The following is a 20,990-nucleotide window of genomic DNA, read 5'->3' as shown; positions in this document are numbered from 1 at the left end:
ACCGGTGCCTCGACCCCTGACGCGACGAGCGTGACCCGGTTCGACGAAGGGCTGACCACTCGACGTCGACCGCCTACGGTGCCGGGAACACGGGGAAGGTTGCGACGTGGGCGGCGCGGTGTGCGAGTGTTGTGGCGCGGCGGCGATGCGGCCGACGAGCCGCGCCCGACGGCTCCGCGACTGGTTCGACAGCGGCATCCATGGCATCGTCCGCCACCGCTGCAGCGTCTGCGGTGACGCGAGTTCGCATGGCGGCCGCGGCTACGTCCTGGTGCGCCCGCGGTCCCGTGGGCAGCAGCTGCTGAGGATGCCGGTCGACCTGGTGCAGGCGCTGCGGTGGGAACGCACCTGGCACCCGGTCCCCCGGTTCTACGCGTTCGTGGGCGTCGGGGCGCTCGTGCCCGCCACGGTCCTGGCCGCGCGGCTTCCTCGACGCCGACTGCTCGCGCTCGCCGGGACGCCGGCGGCCGCGATCGTCGGCGCCTTCGGGTGGTCGATGACCACCGCGGGTGGTCCCGACGGCCGCCGCGCGGTCGGCATGATCATCGCGCCGCAGCGGACGCGGCAACGCGTCGAGGCCGAGCGGCTCGCGCTGGTCCGGCGAGGCGTCGCCGAGCTGCCGCCGCTCGTGCCCGCCGACTGGGACGGCGAGATCCGCCTCGGCGGCCACGGCACCAGCAGCGGTCCCGGCAGTGACCAGCGGCTCGTGTCAGTGTCCGTGACGGCAGAGCACCGGGTCACCGGTGTCGGCGGACGGGTCCGGTCGCTGGACATCACGGTCGACCGGGACGTCGCTCGCAGCGAGCGCGACATCCTCGAACGCCTCGCCGACCTCGAGCGGGATCCGGACGCCGACCAACCTCCCGACGAGGCCGACGAGGCCGACGAGGCCACGCTGCTCCGCTGGTTGCAGGACCGGGACCGGCGGCGCGAACACCGGGCTGAACAGCTCGCCGACGCCTGGCACGAGATCACCGTCGTCGTCGAAGGAGCTCCGGTGACCGTCCGCCAGGCGGTCGGCGACGACGCCGCCGTTGCCGGGTTCCGGCACGACGGACTCGAGGTCTCGGTCGAGGCCCGGGGTCTGTCGACCGACGGGCTGCGGCTGCGACGGGTCACCGACGTCGAACCGCTGATCGACGCCATGCTCCGCCACGAACGCGCGGTGCTGGGCGGCCCGCGGTCCGACGAGCGGCCACGACGGAGCTTGCGACGTCGACGTCTCGGCAGCGGCTTCAGCGGCGTGGCGCTCACCTCGAACTCGTGATCCGCCTCGACGTGTCGGTCCGGGTGGTGCCGGCGCACCAGGTTCCGGTACGCCCGCCGGATCTCCCGGCCGTCGCACCTCGAGCGACGCCGAGCACCGCGTACGGATCCTGCAGGTGACACCACTCCACGCGGACGCCCGGGACGGTGCTGCCGCGGCCGATCGCCACGGCGGCCGAGGTCACGCCCGGCACCGCTGCTCGCCACAGCCGGACGCGTGCGATCCGAGTCCCCGTCAGTCCTGCTTGCGGGCGATCGCCTCCGCGAGTTCCTGCTTGGTCATCTTCGAGCGACCCTCGACGTCGAGGCGCTTCGCCCGCTCGTACAGCTCCGCCTTCGTGTTGCCGAACACGTCGACCCCGCCGGCTGTCCGACCGTCGGTCCCCGGTCCGCCACGCGCCGCCCGCTCGTCGGAGGGGCCCGGGTCGTCCTTGGGTTCCCAGTGGTCCCCGACCTTCTCGAACGAGTGCTTCACCGCCGCGTAGGCGGTCCGGTTCGCCCGCGCCTCGTCGCCGTCGTAGGTCTCCAGCGCCGAGTCGTGTGCCTTCGCGAACGTGCGCTGCGCCTTCTTCGGCGACCGCTGGAGCGTTCCCGGCAGGTCGCTCGGCTTCTCGATCGGCATCGCCACCCTCCTCACACCGCCCGGCCAGGTGCCCGGGCACCGGAACCCTCTGCCCGGGCACCCTGCCCCGCGGACCGCCGACCCCATGCGACGCGCCCCGCCGAAACGTCCGTGGCCGTTCGCAGGACGACGGAGGGCACCGCCTGCTTGGCGCCCCGTGCCCGTACCGGCACCCTGCGGCGGCGCTGCATCGCTCGGCTGCATCGCTCGGCTGCATCGCTCGGCTGCATCGCTTTCGGGGGGACAGGATGGGACACCTGTGGCCGCCAACGACGGTGGTCACCTCCGAGAGCTGCGAGCGCTGGTGCCACGACTCGGCCTCACCGGCGCTCGCATCTGGGTCAGCAACGTCAACGCGCAGAGCCGACAGTCGCTGGCCGGCGAGGAGGTCGTCTGGCTCCGCCGGCCCCGGTCCCGGAGCCTGCCCGACGCACTGGCGAACGCCGTGGCCGCCCGTCGCTGGCCGGCCGACTGCTGCAGGGCATCCGCAGATCCGCTGCTACAGCCAGGACGACCGCTGGTGCGACCGTCGCTGGAGCTATCGCGGCAGCGTCTTCGACGACTTCAGGGTGACCGCCACCGCACCGCGTCCGCTGCGCCGCTGGTCGTCTCGGTCGGCTCGTCGATCGTCTCGGCGTTCCCCCGACTGGTCGCCCACATGGTCGAGCTGCTGCCCGCCGACGCGTCCGTGTGCTGGCAGACCGGCGACACCGACCCTGCCGTGCTGACCCGCCTCGGCGTCGACGGGGCCCGCACGCTCGACGCCGCCATCCTCGAGCGCGCCGTGCGTGAGGCCGATCTCGTGGTCTGTCATGCCGGGACCGGTTCGGCGCTCATGGCCATGGGCGCCGGCACCATGCCGGTGCTGGTGCCCCGTGACCCCACGTTCGGGGAGCACATCGACGCCCACCAGGCCGAACTCGCCGACCGGCTCGCGCGGGGGACGGGCTGACCGTCAGCCGCCGGGTCGAGGACCTGCGGGCGGAGGACCTCGCGCACGCCGCCCGCCACCGCGTCCACCGTCACGCCGAACCGCCCGGCTTTCCGCTCCAGCCGTGACCGGCACGCGCCGCCGCCAGCGGCGGCGGCGGGCACGTGACCGGTCAGACGACTGCCGCGAGCAGGTCGGTGACCGCGGTGCGGAACGTCGCGGGAGCGAACGGTTCGGCGTGGCGGCGAACGTCGTCGGCGGGGAGCGCCAGCCGGTCGAGTTCGCGCAGCCCGGCCTGCATCTCGCGGACGTCCAGCGCGTCGAAGAACCACCCGCTGGCCCCCTCGACGACCGTCTCGAGGTAGCCGCCGGCGCGCAGCGCCAGTGTCGGCGTCCCGAACGACGCCGCCTCGGGTGGGGTCAGCCCCAGGTCCTCGAACGACGCCGCGAGCAGACACCCGGCCGCGGCGTACAGCCACGCCAGCTGCGCGTCGGTCACCGACCGCAACCAGCGCACGTTCGCCGGAGCACGCCGAACCATCAACTCACGCAGCGGCCCGTCACCGACGACGACGAACGTGCGCTCCGGGGTCGCCTCGGCGGCAGCCAGCACGAACTCGACGTTCTTGTAGGGCAGCAGCCGCGACACGACCAGCACGAACGGCTCCGCCTCCCGCACCGCCCGCGGCAGGCCGACGTCGCTGGGCGAGGCGGCCAGGAGGTCGGCCGAGACCGGCGGATGGATCACGGCGTGGACCTCGCGCCGGTAGCGCTGCCGAATGCGGCGCGCGACGTTGTGCGAGTTGGCGAGGTAGACGTCGGCTTCCGCCGCCGACCGCCGGTCCAGCCGCCGCAACCGCGGCCACAGCGTCGCTTCCAAACCGGCGCGGGCCAGCCGATGACCGGCCAGGTACTCGTCGGACTGGTACAGCCAGCGGGGCGGGTTGTGGCAGTAGACGATCTTGCGGCCCTCGGTCGGCACCAGGTGCGCCCAGCCGCTCGAGGAGACGAACAGCACGTCCTCGCGGGGACGCAGCGAGCCGACCGCCGGCGCGTAGAACGGCAGGGCGAGCCGATGCCGCTGCCGCAACGGGCGTACCTGGTTCAGCCACGAGGGCCGGACGTCGACGTCCGCGAAGCCCGGGAAGGTCGCTTCGGGCACGTACAAGCTGGTGTACATCGGCGCGCCGGGGAACGCGCGGGTCAACTCCAGCGCGACCCGTTCTGCGCCACCCCGTTGCGTCAGGTAGTCGTGTGCGAGCGCAACCGACGGTGCCAACGGATCCCCTGACGTCCCCGGGGCCCCCGCGACCCCGGCCCCCCGCAGCCGCCGATCCTTGCGGGGGGAACCAGCCTCCGCCGCGGGACGAGCGCCCAGGGGGGCGACATTCTCGCATACCGCACCGAATGCCGTCCCCGATCGCGGTGTGCACGCGAACGCCCACCCAACGCCACCGACACCCCTGCCCGTGTGGCGTATCCGGTCACAGTCGCCGCGTCATCTCGAAGCCGCGGGACCAGTAGCCGTCGCCCTCGAGCACGGAGGCCCCATCGGCGTCGCCCCCCAGGGTCGGTCCGTTGGCCGAGCGTCGCGAGTGGACGAAGCGGTGCGCGCCGTCGTCGTCCACACCGACGTAGATCCCGACGTGGTCGATGCGACCGTCGGCGTCATCGGGCGAGTCGAAGAACACCAGGTCGCCGGCCTGCAGCACCTCCGCGTCCAGTTCGCCGTCGGCGATCGGGACGACGCCCGGGGCCTCGGCGGCCTGCTCGAACGAGCGGCGCGGCAGCGACGCGCCGCCGTCGGGGCGCAGGCTCATCGGCATCCCGTGCCGGAACCCGAACACCGTGCGGACGTAACCCGAGCAGTCCAACGCCCGGTACTCCTCCGGGTCGGCCGGGTCGAGGCGTCCGCCGTAGCGCGCGTCGACGCCGAGGAAGTCGTGCCAGTCGGCACCGACGGGCCGCGAGCCGTCGGGCTGCAACGGCCCGTACGCGGCCGGACCGGACACCAGCTGCCCCGCGCCGTCGATCACCTCGGGAGCGTCGGCGAAGTACTGCGTCGACACCTCGAGCACGTCGGCGCTCCTGTCGGCCAGCGCGCCGGCCAGCCACGAGCGGTCGATCTCGCCGTCGAACGGCCGCTCGAGGACCCGCACCCACACGTCGGTGGTGACCGCGGTCGCATCCGGCTCGTCGAAGGTGCGCTCGGGGCCACGGACCACCACCGTCGAGGCCTCGTCGGTGAAGGTCGCCAGCCACCGCCCCTCGGCATCGGTGACCACGGAGCGCGCGGGGTCCTCGACGCGCACGACCTCGGCCTGCAGCGCCGTGGTCTCGGCCGCCGCGGCCACCGCGTCCAGCAGCGAGACCGGCCCGCCCACCAGCTCGCCGCGGTGGGCAACGGTCGCCTGGACCAGGACGGTCGAGGACACCAGCAGCACGCCGGCGGCGACCAGGGACCTGGAGATCTTGCGCACGAACACCCCGTCGAAGGACACGAGTGACTCCCGGGCAGCAAGCGGGAGCCGAGAACGGACGAGCGCTGGCGTGGTCACATCCGCCCGTCGGGACACCAACGAAGGTACAGAGACCGACCGCACGTGCAACCGGGTCAGCTCCCGTCGATCTGGGCGGCGAATCGGGCAAATCCGGCGCGAGAGAGAACGATCCGCGCGCGCTCCTCCCCCTCGGCCGGGGCTGGGCTACCGCGAAGCGGGTCGTTGGTCCTAGCTTGTCCGACCGGGACACCACGCCGTCCGGGACGACGGCCCCAGGACCGACGTGCTCCCCGAGGACCATGGCCGACTTCGTACTGCTCTCCGGCGACGACGCCGTCACGTTCACCGTGGCGGCGGCGCTCCTGCTGCTGCTCGTGCTCGGCGTCCTCGAACGTCGCCGCAACCGCCGCTCGCTCGACGCGGTCCCGGTGCGCATCAGCGTCAACGGCTCACGCGGCAAGTCCACGATCACCCGCCTGTTGCTCGGGGCGCTCTCCGCCGGCGGCCGACGCACCGTGGGCAAGACCACCGGTACCGAACCGAAGATCCTGCTCGGTTGGTCCGGCGAGGAGGTCGACCTGGAGCGTCGCCCCGAGGGCCCCAACATCAGCGAGCAGCGGCTGGTCAACCGGCGCGCCGCCGACGAGCGCGCCGACGCGATGGTCGTCGAATGCATGGCGGTCGACCCCGAGTACCAGCTGACGTTCCATCGCGACCTGATGGAGGTCAACCTCCTGGTCATCTGCAACGCGCTGCAGGACCACCTCGACGTGATGGGCCCCACCGTCGACGACGTCGCCGACGTGTTCGCCCAGAGCATCCCGACCGACGGCACGGTCGTGGTCGTCCCCGACGACTACACCGAGCTCTACCGACGGGTCGCGACCGAGCGCGGCAGCCAACTGCTGGTCGCCGACCCGTCCGCGGTCACCGAGGAGCAGCTGGCCGGCTTCGACCACCTGGTGCTCGACGAGCACGTCGCGGTGGCGTTGGCCGTCACCCGCTCGCTGGGCATCGACGACGAGGTGGCACTGCGCGGCATGCACGAGGCCCCCGTCGACCGCTACGCCATGCGCATCCTGCCGGTCGGTGACCCGCAGGAGCCGGCGTACTTCGTCAACGGCTTCGCGGTCAACGACCCGACCTCGACGCTGGCGGTCTGGGACCACCTGCAGGAGCGGGCCCTGCCCTCCGGGGAACTCACCGTCATCGTCCACTGCCGGTCGGACCGGGTCAGCCGCACGGAGCTGTTCGCGACCGACGTGCTGCCCAAGCTCCCGATCGACACGCTGGTGATCACCGGCGAGCAGACCCGCGCGATCCTCGACGCGGTCGCCGCCGGCACCATCGACGTCGACGACGTCGTCGATCTCACCGACCGACCCCCCACCGATGCGGTCGACAAGCTGCGCGACCGGCTCTCCGGCCAGATCGTGTACGGCATCGGCAACCTGCACGGCGGCGCGACCGAGTTGATCGCCGCCATCGAGGACCTCGCCGTCGACCCCTCCCCCACGCGCGGAGCCGCCTGATGTTCGGAACCGAGCTCTACCTGTCCCTGGTGATCGGGGTCGCCGTCAGTCTGATCTACGCCGAGCGCACCGGCGTGATCCCGGCGGGCATGGTCGTCCCCGGCTACCTCGCGCTGGTCCTCGACCAGGTGCTGTTCGTCGGGGCGATCTTCCTGATCAGCTTCACCACCTTCCTCGTCGTGCACTACGGCGTGTCGCGGTGGGTCATCCTCTACGGCCGCCGTCGCTTCGTGGCGATGCTCGGTGTGGGGATCCTGCTCAAGCTGATCTTCGACTACCTGTATCCCGCCCTGCCGTTCGAGGTGTACGAGTTCCGCGGCATCGGGGTCATCGTCCCCGGACTGGTCGCCAACTCGATCGCCCGTCAGGGACTGCCGCACACGCTGCTCTCGACGCTCCTGCTCGCCGGCGTGACGTTCCTGCTGGTGTTCGGCGTCAACCTGATCTTCGGGTGAGCCGATGACCGACTCCAACCCCCCGATCGACGCGCCGGCCACCACCTGGCGCGGCCGGCTGCAACGCCTGCTGCGCCGCCAGGCCCGCCGCGCCGGTCGCGACACCGGCGTCGCGCTGGCCATCACCGCCCTGGTCGTCGGCGCCGTCCACGGCTTCGGGGTGCTGGAGGGCGATCCGGCCGTCGCCGCCCCGCTCGACGACGACGCGGTGTTCCGGGCCGCGATGGTGGGCGACATCATGTTCGGTCGCCACGTCGAGGTCGCGGCCGAACGCCACGGTCACGCGCAACTGCTCGACGAGGTCGCCCCCCTGTTCGACGACGCCGACTACGTGACCGGCAACCTCGAGCAGGTCGTCACCGAGGATCCGGACGCACTTCCCGAGGCCGACAAACTCATCCACCTCTCCAGCGACCCGCGCGCCGTGCAGGCGCTGGTCGACGCCGGGTTCACGACCATGGCGCTGGCCAACAACCACCTGATGGACCATGGCATCCCGGGCCTGCGCGACACCGTCGCCGCCCTCGACGCCGCCGGACTCGCCCACACCGGCGCCGGCGAGTCATTGGCCGAGGCGATCGAGATCGACTACCAGGAGCACAACGGGCTCACCGTCGCGACCCTGTCGTTCAGCGACGCCTACGTGGTCGGCTTCGTGGCGTTGGCGTTCCAGGGCGGCGTGCTCTCGGCCGAGCCCGACCGCATGAGCCGGCTCATCCGCGAGGCGTCGTTCAACGCCGACCTGGTGGTCACCCACTTCCACTGGGGCACCGAATACGGCTTCGCGGCCAACCGCGACCAGCGCGAACTCGCCGAGCTCGCCGCCCTGGCCGGCGCCGACATCGTCATCGGTCACCACCCGCACGTGCTGCAGACGGTGGAGACGATCGACGACACGCTGGTGTTCTACAGCCTCGGCAACTTCGTGTTCGACCAGGGCTGGTCGCGCACCCGCGAGTCGGCGGTGGCCCGCTACCAGCTCGCCGAGGACGGCACCGCCCGCATCGAGATGATCCCGGTCGAGGTGCGTGACGGTGCACCGCGTCTGCTGTCGGGACCGCTCGAGGCCTACCGCCGGGCACGCATCTTCCAGCGTCTCGGCGGCGGCGAGGGCCTCGAGTGGCGCCAGGAGGGCGGCTCGCTGGTGGCCGAGATCGACCACGCACACGTGCTTCCGGAGACCACCTCATGATGACCGACCGCTGGCTCAACTACGTGCTCTCGGTGGTCGTCGTGCTCGGCATGGTCGGCGTCGCGATCTACAACCAACCCCGCGACCGACAGGAACGCGCCGAGTTCCTCGACCAGGAGCTCACCGAGCTCGAGGCGGACGACTGGGAACCGCCCAGCGACCGTGACCCCGTCCAGCTCCAACGGCGCGCCGAGGCCGCTCCCGTCGACGACGACGAGGAGGAGGTGGTCGAGGAGACCGAACTGCTCGACGAGTACGGCGTCAGCGCCAGCCACCCGGTCGCCGTCGACGTGGGCATGCAGGTGCTCGACGCCGGCGGCAATGCCGTGGATGCCGCCGTGGCCGTCGCCTACGCACTCGGGGTCGCCGAGCCGTTCGGCTCCGGCGTCGGCGGTGGCGGGTCCCTGCTGCTGCACCCGACCGAGGGCGAGCCGCGCTACTACGACTACCGCGAGACCGCCCCACTGAGCGGCGAGCTGCCCGCTTCCGACATCGGCGTGCCCGGCTTCGTGGCCGGCATGGAGCATATCCACGAGCAGCACGGATCACTGGCGCTCGACAGCCTGATCGAGTACGCGGCCCGGCTCGCCGAGGACGGCGTCGAGGTCGACGACTACCTCGCGGCCCGGCTCCAGGGCGCCGCCTACCGCATGCCGATCCACCTGCTGCCACGATGGTTCCCGAACGGCACCCCGATCGCCGCCGGGGAGACGCTGCACCAGCCCGAGTACGCCGAGGCCCTGCGGATGATCCAGGAGCAGGGCGCCGAGGTCATGTACACCGGGGAGCTCGCCGAGCAGATCGCCGACACCGTCGGTGGCCTCGAGCTCGAGGACCTCGCCGCCTACGAGGTGCTGGAGACCGAACCGGCGGTCGGCAGCTTCGCCGGACGCCGCATCGTCTCCGGTGGTGCGCCCGTGAGCGGCCCGCCGGTCATCCAGCTGCTGCAGATCGCCGATGCGGGCGGCATCGCCGACCTCGACCCCTACGGGGTCGACGGCATCCACCTGATGGCGCAGGCCTGGCGAGCGGCCAACGACCAGCGCTCCGCGTTCGTCGGCGACCCCAGCATGGAGGACGTCGACCTCGACGCGCTGCTCGACCCGGCCTACACCCAGGCGCTGGCGGACGCGATCCCGGACGACGGGTTCGTCCCGGTCGGCGAGGACGAGGGCGCGATCTCGTTCGAGACCGACACCACCCACGTGGTGGTCGTGGACCGCGACGGCAACGTCGTGTCGATGACGAACACGCTCAGCAACTTCTTCGGTTCAGGACTGCCCGTCTCCGGGTTCTTCCTCAACGACCAGCTCAAGAACTTCGACCCGGAACCGGACTCGATCAACGCGATCGCTCCCGGTAAGCGCCCCCGCAGCTTCGTCACGCCGACGGTGGTGCTCGACGACCAGGACCGGCCCGAGCTGGCGATCGGCTCCCCCGGCGGCCGCCGCATCCCCAACATCGTCGCGCAGGTGATCGTCCGGTGGGCCGCCCACGGCCAGCCGCTCGAGGAGGCGATCATGGGACCGCGCTTCCACCTCGAACGCTCGCGTCTCGAACTCGAGGAGTCCGTCGGCGGCGACGCGTCGAGCCAACTCGCCGCGCGTGGCTACGAGGTCACCACCCAGGTCCCGACCACCGAGTACTTCGGCGGCGTGCAGGCCCTGCGCATCGACTGGGACCAACGCACCATCGAGGGCGCGGACGACACCCGCCGCACCGGCACCTGGGCGTCCGGCGGCGGGTGAGCGCCGGTCCTCCGGCGAGGTCCCGACCGGCGGGATCCTGTGCCCGGCCGTCCTCGACCGGCTCGACGAGCGGTGACCATGCCGCGCCCGATCGGTGCGCTCCCGACGTGGCGCTGGGCCGGTGCGCCCCGCACCGGCCCAGCCGTCCTCCTCGACACGTGCCCCACGTGACGTCGGTCAGGGGGTGAAGCGCACCAGCGAGGCGCTCGGGAAGAACGCACCGATGGTGGCGTACACCGCTCCGTCGTCGGTCACCTCCACCGTCGAGGGGAACGGCACCTCGGCGAAGGTGGTGACCTGGCCGCCGGAGACGTGGCTGATCCGACCGCCGAACAGCTCCGCGACGTAGATGCTCCCGTCGGCGGCCACCGCGAGGTCGACCGCGCCGCTCAACCCCTCGGCGACCCGGCTGACGGCGCCGGTGCGACGGTCGACGCGGAACACCCCGCCGGTGCCGGGCAGCTCCGGGAAGCCAGGCAGCGACGAGACGTACAGGGCCCCGTCCGCACCCACCTCGACATCGGTCGGGACCGGCTCGGCACGGTAGGTCGCCCCCTCCACGCAAGCGGGCAGCGGCAGCTCGTACTCCTGCTCGACGAGCGCGACGACGTCGGGGGTGAACACCACCTCGACCGGTGGGAGCACGGCAACGGTGCTGATCCGACCGTTGCGTGACACCTTCAGGATCGAGTTGCCGGCGGCGTCGGCGACGAACCAGTCCCCGCCGGCGATGGCGACCGCGTACGGATTGGACTCGACGATCCCGTCGTAGGGCTCGAGGGGGAACCCGCCCAACTGCTCGGCGCAGGTGGCGTCGACCCCGGTGAAGCCGTAGCGGGCGCCCCGGTCCGGGTTCGCGCGGGCCTCGTACGCCTCGAGGTCGGTCACCGTCGTGGTGCGGCCGTTGGGCAGCACCCGCGTCAGCCCGGTCGGTCCCCCGCCGACGACCGCGACGTTGCCGCGGCCGGTCGCGTCGACCCCACCGATCGGTCCCTCGAAGGCGCTCGAGCGCCGGCCCTGCTTGTCGATGGCCGTCAGCGTCGAGAACGACTCGGCGACGTAGACGGTCCCGTCGTCGCCGATCGCGAGGCCGAGGGGCAGTTGCAGGTCTTCCGCGAGCGTGGTGGGCGTCGGCGCGGCCGATGCCGGCGACACGGTTGCCGTCGTCAGCACCAGGCCCAGCCCGGCGGCCGCGGCACGGCGGGTGCTGCGGCGTCGTACGTGCTCGGACACGAGCGTTTCCTCTCCAGCGGGTGGCTGCCCGGTGCAGCCGTCGTCCCTGCCCGGCAGCGTCCGACCCGGAGGTTGGGGCGAGCTTGGGTCGCCGTTGCGGCGCAGGGCAACGGGGTGGTCGAAGTGGGCACAACCGGCCGTCAACCGCCGGGCAAGCCCGCACCCGCAGGTTGCGGCCGTCGGCGCGGCCGGGCGTGGACGCGCACCGCACGGGCCGCATCACCCTCCCACTCCGCGTCTCCTCGGCGCAGGACCCCGACGACCAGCAGGTGCGACGACCAGCACGTCGATGCCCACAGGAGCACCACGATGACCAGCACCTCCACCACCGCCACCTCGACGCTCCCCGCGCCGGGCATCCCCGCCCCGGCCACCGACGCTGCCCCCGGCCCCCCGCCCGACGCCCTGGACTGGTACGCGCACAACTGGGACCGCGCCCGCCGCTTCGCCGCCGCCCGACTGCGCGACACCACCGAGGCCGAGGACGTCGCCAGTGACGTCCTGCTGCGCGTGTGGGCCCGCTGGGAACGGATCGGACGTCCCGACGACCCCGACGCCTACCTCTTCCGCGCGCTGCGCAACGAGCTGGTGACCCGCTATCGCCGTCGCGACCTCGAACGGCGGACGATGGATCGCCGACCGACGCCGAGCGTGATCGACGCGGGCCCCGAGGAGCACGTCGCGCACCGTGACGAGGTCGACCGACTGCTCGAACAGCTCGCCCCTGCCGACCGCCGCACGGTGGTGGCGCACTACCTCGAGGACCGCTCCTGTGACGACATCGCACAGGAGCTCTCGCTGGCCACGGCCAGCGTCCGCAGCCGGCTGCACCGCTCCCGCCGTCAGCTCGCCGCGAGCGCGGTCACGCGTCAGCCGTGACCCGAGGCGCGAACGCGGCGAACAACCGGCCGTAGGCGTGCTCACCGATGGCCGTCCCCAGGGCCCGGGCGCGCGCGAGTTCCGCCTCGGCCTCCGCCCGGTCCCCGGCGAGCAGGTGGACCTCTGCGAGCAGCAGCCGCCAGCAGGTGGTCGCATGCCGTTGCCCGGCCACCAGCAGCTGCTCGCACGCCTCGGCCATCCGGGGAGCCTGGACCGCCGGGTCGGCGCCCGTGCGCGCCAGCGCCCAGCCGTGCAGCGGCGTGACCAGCGTCGCCAGGAAGTGCAGACCCGTCCGCTCGCACAGCGCCAGGCACTCGTCGAGCTGCGCACGCACCAGTTCGGGACGATCGATCGTCGCGCACGTCCAGGCAGCGAACAGCAGCGCGTACCCGAGCGAGAACGGGGTGCCGACCGTACGGGCCTGGGCGATCAGGTCCGCGACCGCCGCCTCGGCCGCCGCCACCTCGCCGTACAACCCGTGCGCGATCGAACAGGCGACACCGAGCGACACCGACAGGTGCTCGGGCGTGATGGCCAGATCCACCGGACCCGCCTCCGCCTCGGCCTGCCGTCCACGACGCAGGTGCTCGCGCACGAGCGCCGGGTCCTCGCCACGGAACAGGCGCGTGTAGGCCGCGGCGAGGTGGGCGGCCACCCGCACGGCCGGGTCCGCTCCGGGCACCTCGGCGCGGGCGAGCAGCTCGGTGACCAGCTCGATCGACGCGTCCAGCTGCCCGCGGGTGGTCACGTTCGTCCACAGCGACCACCACAGCGCGAGGACGTCGAGGTCCAACCCCACCTGCCCGTCGAGCTCCCGCAGCCGCGACCCGACGAGTTCGTCGATGTCGTTGGCGACCCAACCACGACCGCGCGTGAGGACGTCGACCAGCCGCAGCCGCACCGCCAGCTCCAGACCGGGATCGTCGTTCCCGGCGTGCGAGAGCAGGTGCAGGGCACGGCGCAGGTGCTGCTCGGCCTGCTCCCAGGCGTACACGGCCAGGGCCTCGTCGGCGGCCGTGCGCAGCCAGGCGATCACCCGCGCCACGTCGACGACGTCCGCGGCCAGCCACAGGTGCTGGGCGACGGTGGCGGCCGGTGGCTGCCCGGCCGCCTCGAGGGCGGTGGCGGCCGCCGCGTGCAACCGGGCAGCTCGGCCCGGTGTCAGCTCCTCGTCGAGGGTCTCGCGCACCAACGCGTGCACGAACCGGTACGCCCCACCGGCCTGAGCACCCGCCCCGCCGGCATGGCCGGTCACCTCGACCAGCGCATGCTCGATGGCGACGTCGAGGTGGTCGAGGACGTCGAGCACGTCCATCCCCGTGACCCGGGCGAGCAGCCGGGCGTCGACGTCCTGCCCGAGCACGGCCGCCGCCTCGAGCACCCGACGCGTCCCGACGGGCACCAACTGCAACCGGCGCAGCAGCACGTGCCGCACACCGACGGGGACCGCGCCACGCAGATCGTCGTCGTCGTGCTCGAGCGCGAAGGCGGCCAGCTGCCGGGTGAAGAACGGATTGCCGCCCCCGCGACGCACGAGCTCGTCGACGAGCGTCGGGTCGGGCGCGGAGCCGGCCACGTCCGAGGCGATGGCCGCGACGTCCTCCAGTCCGAGGGCGCCGAGCTCGAGCGTCGTCGACGACGGCTCACGGGCGAGCTCGGCCAGGGCCGCGTCCAGCTCGGCGGTGCGGTCGGCGGCGGCACGACGATAGGCGCCGGCGAGGCAGACACCGGCCGGCGCCGCCCGGGCCGCCAGGAAGGTCAGCAACTGCAGCGACGGCAGGTCGGCCCAGTGCAGGTCGTCGACGACGACCACCAGCCCGCCTCCGTCGGCCCGTGCGGCGAGACGGTCGAGGAAGGTCGCGACCGCCTCGTAGAGCGTGAAGCGCGCCAGACCCGGGTCCGCGCCGAGCCCGGCCGGTTCGCTCCCCGCGCGTGCCGCCAGCTCGGGGACCAGCTGGGTGATCGGCGCCGCCGCGTCGGCCAGCGCCGCCCGTAGGGCCGCCCCGTCGAGATCCGCGGCGAGCTGGCGCAGCACCTCGACCCAGGGCCAGAACGCCGGCACCCCCTCGGCGTCGAGGCAGCGGCCGAACGCGACGGGGACCCCCGCGACGCGCGCCGCGGTCGCCAGCTCACGCAGCAGCGAGGTCTTGCCGATGCCGGGCTCGCCGGCCAGCAGCGTCGTTCCGCCGCGTCCGACGCGAGCGGCGTCGAGCGCAGCACGCAGGGCCCGGCGTTCGCTGCGACGGCCGAACAGGGCCGCACCCGGCACCGTGGCCGCGCCGGCGTCGACCGCGGCGGTGTCGACGGGGGTGCCGGTGTCGACGGGCGGCACCGACGACGTCGGCGGCGGGGACGCGGGGGGTCCGCCGTCGACGGACGTGGAGGAGGTGACGGCCGGGCCGGGCGTCGAGCTCGACTCGCCGGAAACCGAGCTCGACTCGCCGGAAACCGAGCTCGACTCGCCGGAAACCGAGCTCGACTCGCCGGAAACCGAGCTCGACTCGTCGGATGTCGCCGGAGTGAGGCCGCGGTCCTGGCGCAGGATGCGGTCGACGAGCTCGCGGAGTTCCTGGCTGGGGTCGAGGCCGAGTTCCTCGGCGAGTTCGGCACGGAATCCGGCCGCGACCTGCAGTGCCTCGGGACTGCGACCGGCGCGGTGCAGCGCCAGCATCAGCTGTCGTCGCGGTCGCTCGCGCAGGCGGTGGTGGCCGACGTGGGCCTCGAGCTCGGGAATCACCTCGAGGTGCTGGCCCAGTGCCAGCAGCACCTCGACGCGGTCCTCCGTCGCCGTCAAGCGCAGCTCGTCGAGCTTGGCGACGACCGGCTGGGCGTAGGGCTCGGTCGCGACGTCCGCCAGCGCCTCACCCCGCCAGGCGGCCAGCGCCTCGTCGAGCGCCAGGAGGCCGGCGCGCGCGGCGCCCCGGGCGACCGCGTCCCGCCCCTGCCGAGCCAGCCGTTCGAACCGGTGCAGGTCGATGGCGTCCGGCGCGATGGTCAACCCGTAGCCACGTCCTCCCGTGACGATGACCGGCGGCGCACCGGGCTCCTGCAGCAGGCGCCGCAGGTTCGACACGTACGAGCGCAGGGACACCAACGGCTGCGGCGGGGGCTGCTCCCCCCACAGATCCGCGACCAACCGGTCAGCGGGCACGGTGCGCCCGGTCTCGAGCAGCAGAAGCACGAGCAGGGCACGCAGTTTCGGCGCGCCGATCGCCACCGGCGTGCCGCCACGGTGGACCTCCAGCGGTCCGAGCAGGCGGAACTCCAACCCTCACCCCCTGCCGTCGACACTCCACACGTCGACGGGCCGATCTCCGGGGGACCGGCCAAGCTCACCGCAACGTAGCCCCAAGCAACGCGGCGCAGGCTCGGTTCGTCGGATCCGAGCGAGGCGGTCGCGGTGCGCACCCTGGTCCTGGACGTCCCCGGCGCCCACTGTGGTGCCTGCCGCGCCGCGATCGTCAGCGCACTGCAGGCCGCGGTCGGCGTCGTGTCGACCGAGGTCGACGTCCGACGCCGACTCGCGACCGTGACCTTCGACGAGCACCGCGTGACGGCCGCGGCCCTGCGCGACCTGCTCGCCACGGCCGGCTACCCGCCGGCCTGATCCAGGTGACGGGTGGACTCGACCGGTCGTGTTCTTGGCCCGGACGGGCAGGCGCTTCCCGACGCCGGCCGGCGGTCCGCCACGGTCAGGTGGCAGGCCGGTCGATCGGGGCCGGGACGTCCACCGGGGCGGCGAGGTCGCGCGGAGCCGTCGCCGGCGCCCCTGGCGTACCGCCGGCACCAGCCGTCCCGCCGGCACCGGCCGTGGCGTCGGACCCCGTGTCGGCGTCGGACCCCGTGTCGGCCGACACCACCTCGATGTCGCCGCCACCCTCCGACGAGCCCCTGTCGACGAGCGCCGGGTCGATCCGGTTGCGGTCGACCCCGGTGCCCTGGGCGTAGGACAGATGACCACCGAGGTAGCCACCGGCCCCCGCGGCGGTGGCACCGGCCAGCGCGGCGATCAGTGCACGGATCCGCCGGCCACGCCACGACGACGTCATCGAGGTCGCGTACATCCCCAGCGCGACGGTGTTCGCGGCGGCGTGAGCGACCCCCACCCGCTTCGCGGACGGCTCGGCACGCTGCCACTCGACCAGTCCCGTCGCGACGGTCGGGGCGGCGGCGAGCAGGCCGACCGCCGTCAGCGTCGACGCCGCACCGGAGTACCGGCGCGGCCCGAGCAGCCGCAGCACCGTGGCGCTGGTCCAGGTCCCCAGGGGCAGCAGCATCAGCAACGGGTGCAGCGTGTGGCCGAACGAGCGGCCCTCGAGCGCCCGGCGGGTGGCGGGGTCCAGCAGCTTCGCCGGCATCGCCTGCTCGAGCGCGTTCACGGCCGCGTCGAGGCGTTCGTCCTCTTCCAGGCCGACGGCGAGATCGTAGGGATGGCGCATCGGGGCACACCTTTCGGGCCAGGGACCGGCGTCGCCGGTCGAGGTCGACGACGCTAGGAGCCTGCCCGCCGGCGCGACACCGGTGAACCGACCGGCCGGCCAACCCACCGTGGCCGCCGGCACGCCGGCACCGACCAGCCACGTGGCGCCCCGGACACCGCCACCGGGCTGCACGGGGTACCCCGTGCGGCCCCGACGTGCCGGATCAGGCGGCGACCGTCACCGCGCGGGTCGACCAGCGTCGTCGCAGCGTCTGCACCGCCAGGTCGAGCAGCACGACCGCGACGTGTGCGGCGAGGGCGATCAGGACCTGCTCCATGGGGCCTCCCGGCTCGTGTGCCCGCCCTCGAGGATGACGTCGGCAGGTGACCGGGACGCCTGCCCGGGATGACGCCGGGGTGAACACTCGTCGCCCCAGCGGTGACGTGGTCCTCGCCGCGGCGAGGACTACGGTTGCCGGCCGCACTCCCACCGCCGGAGGACACCGCTCATGGACCGCGTCGTCTCGCTGCTGCCCTCCACCACGGAGATCGTGCACGCGCTCGGCTGCGGGGACCGCCTCGTCGGCCGCTCCCACGAGTGCGACCATCCCGCCGGGGTCGAGCGGCTCCCGATCGTGACCGAGCCGAAGGCTCCCATGACGGGGACCTCCGCCGAGGTCGACCGTCAGGTCCGCACCATCCTCGAACAGGCCTTGTCGGTCTACCGGGTGCACACCGACGTGCTCGTCGAGCTGGACCCGACCGTGGTGCTGACCCAGTCGCAGTGCGAGGTGTGCGCCGTCAGCGCCGACGAGGTGCAGCAGGCCGTCGACGTCCATCTCGACGGCCACGCCGAGGTGGTGGCGCTGGAACCCAACGGGCTCGCCGACGTGTACGCCGACGTTCGCCGGGTCGCGGTTGCACTCGGGGTGCCCGAGCGCGGCGAGCAGCTGGTCGCGGACATGACCGCACGCATCGACGCGGTCACCCGGCGCACCGCGGACCTGCCTCGGCGTCGGGTGCTCACGCTCGAGTGGATCGAGCCGCTCATGGCGGCCGGCAACTGGATGCCCGAACTGCTCGCGGCGGCGGGTGGACAGGAGCTGTTCGGCGTCGCCGGTCGCCACTCCCCCTGGCTGGAGTTCGACGCCGTGCGCGCGGCCGATCCCGAGGTGATCGTGATCCTGCCGTGCGGGTTCGACCTGCCTCGCACGCGCGAGGAGGCGGCCGTGCTGCGCGAACTGCCGGGTTGGTCCCAGCTGCGCGCGGTGCGCGAGGGCCGGGTGGCGTTGACCGACGGCAACCGCTTCTTCAACCGCCCCGGCCCTCGGCTGGCCGAGTCGACCGAGATCCTGGCCGAGATCCTGCACCCCGACGTCGTCGCGCCTGCGCACCGCGGAGACGCCTGGGAGCCCTTCCCGACGGCCTGATCTCCTGCGGGTCCGACCGCCGTCGTCCACCGGGGCGCCAGGACGCCGTCCCTGCGGCCGGCGTCGTCCCGACTCAGGCCTCGGCGCGTACCTGCACCGGTTCGGGCCGCTTGCAGGCGACGGCGTCCCCGCTGGACACCCCGCGGACGCGACGACCGACCCAGGGCAGCAGGTGCCGACGGACCCAGCGGACGTCACCGGCCAGCTTGGCGGTGCGGGCCGCCGGCACCCCCGATGGCAGCGGCGTCCGCCACCAGCCGACCGGGCCGCCACGGATCGCCTCGTCGTCGATCCCGAGCACCTCGAGGACGGCGCCGGCGACCCGCCGGTGCCCCTCGGGGGCGAGATGGAGACGGTCCTCGTCCCACACCCGGCGGTCCTGCAACGCGGCGACACCGCCGACGTCGACCAGGCGCGCACCGGTGCGCTGCGCGGTCCGTCGCACACCGGCGTTGAACAACGCGAACTTCCGGGCCAGTGCGTCGGCGAGACGGCCGGTGCCGCCGGCCCGCTCGAGCACCGTGAAGAGCACCACCTCGGCACCACCGGCCCGCAGCTCGCGCACCGCCTGCTCGTAGCGGCGCACCAGCGCCTCGACCTCGACCTTGGGGCGCAGCACGTCGTTGCCGCCGGCGTGGAACGAGAACACGTCCGCGTCCAGCGCCAGCGCGGCCGGGAGCTGGTCCGCGACGACCTCGTCGAGCAGCTTGCCGCGCACGGCCAGGTTCGCGTACGACAGCGTCCCGTCGGCGTTCGCCCGCGCGAGCCCCTCCGCGACCCGGTCGGACCAGCCACGGTGCCGGCCGTCCGGGCCGAGCTCGTCGTGCAGCCCTTCGGTGAACGAGTCCCCACAGGCGACGAAGCGACGCACCTCCACACGAACCTCCCGGATCCGACCACCGACACGGGGACCGGACGGTACCCGCGTCGCGGCCAGCGACGGCAGGCAGGAGCGGGGTACCGTCCGCGGCCATGTCCGCTGCCATCGCCCCTGCGCCCGCCGCCACCGCCGCCCCCCTCGAGCTGGGCGGCCTGACGGTGTGGCCACCGGTGGTGCTCGCGCCCATGGCCGGCGTCACCAACGCTCCGTTCCGCACGTTGTGCCGCCGCAACGGCGGCGGGCTGTACGTCTCGGAGATGGTCGGCGCGCGCGGACTGGTGGAGGGCAACCACACCTCGCAGTGGAAGGCGTCGTTCGCCCCGGGCGAGTCCCCGCGCTCGATCCAGCTCTACACGATCGACCCGGACGACGCCGCGGCGGCCACGCGCCTGCTCGTCGAGCAGGGGGCGCCCGACGGGCAGGGCGGCCTCGCACCGGTCGACCACCTCGACCTGAACTTCGGCTGCCCCGCGCCGAAGGTGACCCGGCACGGGGGCGGCTCGGCCCTGCCGTGGCGCACCGACCTGTACGCCGCGATCGTGGCCGCCACCGTCGCCGCCGCCGGCGAGGTCCCCGTCACCGTCAAGACCCGCAAGGGCATCGACGACGACCACCTGACCTACCTCGAGGCGGGACGCATCGCCGCCGACCTCGGGGTCGCCGCGATCACGCTGCACGGCCGCACCACCGAGGAACGCTACGGCCCGCCGGCGGACTGGCGCGCGATCGCCCGGCTGGTCGAGGCGGTCCCGGACCTGCCGGTGCTCGGCAACGGTGACATCTGGGAGGCGGCCGACGCCCTGCGGATGGTGGCCGAGACCGGCTGCGCCGGCGTCGTCGTCGGGCGCGGCTGTCTCGGTCGACCGTGGCTGTTCCGGGACCTGCAGGCCGCGTTCGAGGGCCGGGCCGTGCCGTCACCGCCGGAGCTCGGCGAGGTCTGCGACCTGCTGGTCGAGCACGCCGAACTGCTGGTCGCCGGCCTCGGCCCCGACCAGGGCATCCGCGAGTTCCGCAAGCATCCCGGCTGGTACCTGCAGGGCTTCCCGGTCGGCGGTGAGCTGCGCCGGGCGCTCAACCAGGTGGGATCCGTCGACGAGCTCCGCGAGCGTCTCGCCCCGCTCGAGCGCACGGTGCCCTTCGACGAGACGGTGCGTCGCCGCCCGCGCGGCCACACCGACCGGCCCAGACGCCCCCACCTGCCCGCGGGGTGGCTGGACTCCCGCACCTCCGGGGCACCGCTTCCCCCCCAGGCCGCCGCGGTGGTGTCCGGTGGCTGACCCACCCCTCGTGCTCGCCTCCGCCAGCCCGCGACGTGCGCAACTGCTCGCGCGGCTGGACCTGCACCCCGAGGTGCGCCCCCCGTCGGTCGACGAGACCCCCGGCGCGGCCGAGGGGCCCGCCGATCTCGTCCGGCGTCTCGCCGCGCTCAAGGCCATGGCGACCGAGGCCACCGACGACGAGGTGGTCGTCGCCGCCGACACCGAGGTCGTGCTCGACGGCCGGGTGCTGGGCAAGCCGGCCGATCGCGACGACGCCGCCGCGATGCTGCGGGCGCTGTCGGGACGTGGCCACGAGGTCCTCACGGGCGTCGCCGTCCGCCACGGCCCGATCGTGCACGTGGACGTGGTGCGTACCACGGTCATCTTCCGGACCCTCACCGACGACGAGCTCACCTGGTACCTCGACACGGGCGAACCGTTCGACAAGGCCGGCGGCTACGGACTGCAGGGAGCCGGCGCGGTCCTGGTCGAACGCCTCGAGGGCTCCGACACCAACGTCATCGGTCTGCCGCTGGCCGAGACGGTCGTCCTGCTGCGCCACGTCGGACTCGACGTCCTGCGCCCCTGATCCGCGCCGGCGCCGCGCCGACGCGACCCCGAGCCCGTCCGACGGACCCTCGC

Annotated in this window: 18 protein-coding genes; 11 read left to right on the top strand and 7 right to left on the bottom strand. The window is 73.5% G+C overall.

The window, feature by feature from the left end:
* The first annotated feature begins 145 nt into the window (after positions 1-145).
* A complete protein-coding gene (locus tag ELR47_RS06600; protein WP_130649168.1) occupies positions 146-1,267 on the top strand; it encodes a hypothetical protein in 1,122 nt (373 codons plus the stop codon).
* Between the two features lie 234 nt (positions 1,268-1,501).
* On the opposite strand, the gene ELR47_RS06595 is transcribed toward ELR47_RS06600, so the two are convergent.
* Entirely contained in the window at positions 1,502-1,888 is a 387-nt protein-coding gene (locus ELR47_RS06595; protein WP_130649167.1) for a ChaB family protein, read from the bottom strand.
* Between the two features lie 259 nt (positions 1,889-2,147).
* On the opposite strand from ELR47_RS06595, the gene ELR47_RS06590 reads away from it, so the two are divergent.
* Positions 2,148-2,840 (top strand): glycosyltransferase, encoded by a 693-nt coding sequence (locus tag ELR47_RS06590; RefSeq protein WP_165403889.1) that lies wholly within the window; start codon positions 2,148-2,150, stop codon positions 2,838-2,840.
* A 151-nt stretch (positions 2,841-2,991) separates the two neighbouring features.
* Here the strand turns inward: ELR47_RS06590 and ELR47_RS06585 are convergent, their stop codons facing one another.
* Together ELR47_RS06585 and ELR47_RS06580 are read right to left on the bottom strand one after the other, a co-directional pair.
* Entirely contained in the window at positions 2,992-4,098 is a 1,107-nt protein-coding gene (locus ELR47_RS06585) for a glycosyltransferase (RefSeq protein WP_130649165.1), read from the bottom strand.
* 205 nt (positions 4,099-4,303) lie between these two features.
* Positions 4,304-5,320, bottom strand: coding sequence for a C40 family peptidase (locus ELR47_RS06580; protein ID WP_130649164.1), 1,017 nt, complete (start codon positions 5,318-5,320; stop codon positions 4,304-4,306).
* Between the two features lie 299 nt (positions 5,321-5,619).
* Here ELR47_RS06580 and pgsB point away from each other — a divergent pair, with 299 nt between their 5' ends.
* Genes pgsB through ELR47_RS06560 form a run of 4 tightly spaced genes read left to right on the top strand, consistent with a single transcriptional unit; the run spans position 5,620 to position 10,247 of the window.
* Positions 5,620-6,852 (top strand): poly-gamma-glutamate synthase PgsB, encoded by a 1,233-nt coding sequence (pgsB, locus tag ELR47_RS06575; RefSeq protein ID WP_130649163.1) that lies wholly within the window; start codon positions 5,620-5,622, stop codon positions 6,850-6,852.
* Complete coding sequence (gene pgsC, locus ELR47_RS06570) at positions 6,852-7,307, top strand: poly-gamma-glutamate biosynthesis protein PgsC (protein WP_130649162.1); 456 nt, start codon at positions 6,852-6,854, stop codon at positions 7,305-7,307. Before pgsB ends, pgsC begins: the two co-directional genes overlap by 1 nt.
* Positions 7,308-7,311: 4 nt before the next feature.
* Positions 7,312-8,499, top strand: coding sequence for a CapA family protein (locus ELR47_RS06565; RefSeq protein ID WP_130649161.1), 1,188 nt, complete (start codon positions 7,312-7,314; stop codon positions 8,497-8,499).
* Entirely contained in the window at positions 8,496-10,247 is a 1,752-nt protein-coding gene (locus ELR47_RS06560) for a gamma-glutamyltransferase family protein (protein WP_130649160.1), read from the top strand. Before ELR47_RS06565 ends, ELR47_RS06560 begins: the two co-directional genes overlap by 4 nt.
* 177 nt (positions 10,248-10,424) lie before the next feature.
* Here ELR47_RS06560 and ELR47_RS06555 read toward each other — a convergent pair whose 3' ends face one another.
* Positions 10,425-11,480, bottom strand: coding sequence for a ScyD/ScyE family protein (locus ELR47_RS06555; RefSeq protein WP_165403888.1), 1,056 nt, complete (start codon positions 11,478-11,480; stop codon positions 10,425-10,427).
* Positions 11,481-11,789: 309 nt separating this feature from the next.
* On the opposite strand from ELR47_RS06555, the gene ELR47_RS06550 reads away from it, so the two are divergent.
* Positions 11,790-12,359, top strand: coding sequence for an RNA polymerase sigma factor (locus ELR47_RS06550; RefSeq protein ID WP_130649158.1), 570 nt, complete (start codon positions 11,790-11,792; stop codon positions 12,357-12,359).
* On the opposite strand, the gene ELR47_RS06545 is transcribed toward ELR47_RS06550, so the two are convergent.
* Positions 12,343-15,627, bottom strand: a complete 3,285-nt coding sequence (locus ELR47_RS06545; RefSeq protein WP_130649157.1) for an ATP-binding protein — start codon at positions 15,625-15,627, stop codon at positions 12,343-12,345. The genes ELR47_RS06550 and ELR47_RS06545 overlap by 17 nt on opposite strands.
* Positions 15,628-15,759: 132 nt before the next feature.
* Here ELR47_RS06545 and ELR47_RS06540 point away from each other — a divergent pair, with 132 nt between their 5' ends.
* Entirely contained in the window at positions 15,760-15,966 is a 207-nt protein-coding gene (locus tag ELR47_RS06540; RefSeq protein WP_130649156.1) for a heavy-metal-associated domain-containing protein, read from the top strand.
* A gap of 85 nt (positions 15,967-16,051) precedes the next feature.
* Here the strand turns inward: ELR47_RS06540 and ELR47_RS06535 are convergent, their stop codons facing one another.
* Entirely contained in the window at positions 16,052-16,798 is a 747-nt protein-coding gene (locus ELR47_RS06535) for a DUF2231 domain-containing protein (protein ID WP_130649155.1), read from the bottom strand.
* Positions 16,799-17,288: 490 nt separating this feature from the next.
* Between ELR47_RS06535 and ELR47_RS06530 the strand changes: the two genes are divergently transcribed.
* A complete protein-coding gene (locus ELR47_RS06530; protein ID WP_130649154.1) occupies positions 17,289-18,209 on the top strand; it encodes a cobalamin-binding protein in 921 nt (306 codons plus the stop codon).
* A 73-nt stretch (positions 18,210-18,282) separates the two neighbouring features.
* On the opposite strand, the gene ELR47_RS06525 is transcribed toward ELR47_RS06530, so the two are convergent.
* Positions 18,283-19,086, bottom strand: coding sequence for an SGNH/GDSL hydrolase family protein (locus ELR47_RS06525; RefSeq protein ID WP_205745485.1), 804 nt, complete (start codon positions 19,084-19,086; stop codon positions 18,283-18,285).
* A 95-nt stretch (positions 19,087-19,181) separates the two neighbouring features.
* Here ELR47_RS06525 and dusB point away from each other — a divergent pair, with 95 nt between their 5' ends.
* The gene (gene dusB / locus ELR47_RS06520; RefSeq protein ID WP_130649153.1) at positions 19,182-20,366 is read left to right on the top strand and encodes a tRNA dihydrouridine synthase DusB; all 1,185 of its coding nucleotides are present in this window, start codon (positions 19,182-19,184) and stop codon (positions 20,364-20,366) included.
* A complete protein-coding gene (locus ELR47_RS06515) occupies positions 20,359-20,937 on the top strand; it encodes a Maf family protein (RefSeq protein ID WP_130649152.1) in 579 nt (192 codons plus the stop codon). Before dusB ends, ELR47_RS06515 begins: the two co-directional genes overlap by 8 nt.
* Positions 20,938-20,990: the final 53 nt, after the last annotated feature.

It is taken from the genome of Egicoccus halophilus, assembly GCF_004300825.1.
Lineage (GTDB): Bacteria > Actinomycetota > Nitriliruptoria > Nitriliruptorales > Nitriliruptoraceae > Egicoccus > Egicoccus halophilus.
The sequence above is the reverse complement of the archived record's forward strand: the minus strand, read 5'-3'. Positions and strand labels throughout refer to the sequence as shown.

Bases quoted from the DNA above. Each gene is read 5' to 3' on its own strand.
- ELR47_RS06600 (WP_130649168.1), top strand. From the start codon at position 146: ATGCGGCCGACGAGCCGCGCCCGACGGCTCCGCGACTGGTTCGACAGC.
- ELR47_RS06595 (WP_130649167.1), bottom strand. From the start codon at position 1,888: ATGCCGATCGAGAAGCCGAGCGACCTGCCGGGAACGCTCCAGCGGTCG.
- pgsB (WP_130649163.1), top strand. From the start codon at position 5,620: ATGGCCGACTTCGTACTGCTCTCCGGCGACGACGCCGTCACGTTCACC.
- pgsC (WP_130649162.1), top strand. From the start codon at position 6,852: ATGTTCGGAACCGAGCTCTACCTGTCCCTGGTGATCGGGGTCGCCGTC.
- ELR47_RS06565 (WP_130649161.1), top strand. From the start codon at position 7,312: ATGACCGACTCCAACCCCCCGATCGACGCGCCGGCCACCACCTGGCGC.
- ELR47_RS06560 (WP_130649160.1), top strand. From the start codon at position 8,496: ATGATGACCGACCGCTGGCTCAACTACGTGCTCTCGGTGGTCGTCGTG.
- ELR47_RS06550 (WP_130649158.1), top strand. From the start codon at position 11,790: ATGACCAGCACCTCCACCACCGCCACCTCGACGCTCCCCGCGCCGGGC.
- ELR47_RS06535 (WP_130649155.1), bottom strand. From the start codon at position 16,798: ATGCGCCATCCCTACGATCTCGCCGTCGGCCTGGAAGAGGACGAACGC.
- ELR47_RS06530 (WP_130649154.1), top strand. From the start codon at position 17,289: ATGGACCGCGTCGTCTCGCTGCTGCCCTCCACCACGGAGATCGTGCAC.
- dusB (WP_130649153.1), top strand. From the start codon at position 19,182: ATGTCCGCTGCCATCGCCCCTGCGCCCGCCGCCACCGCCGCCCCCCTC.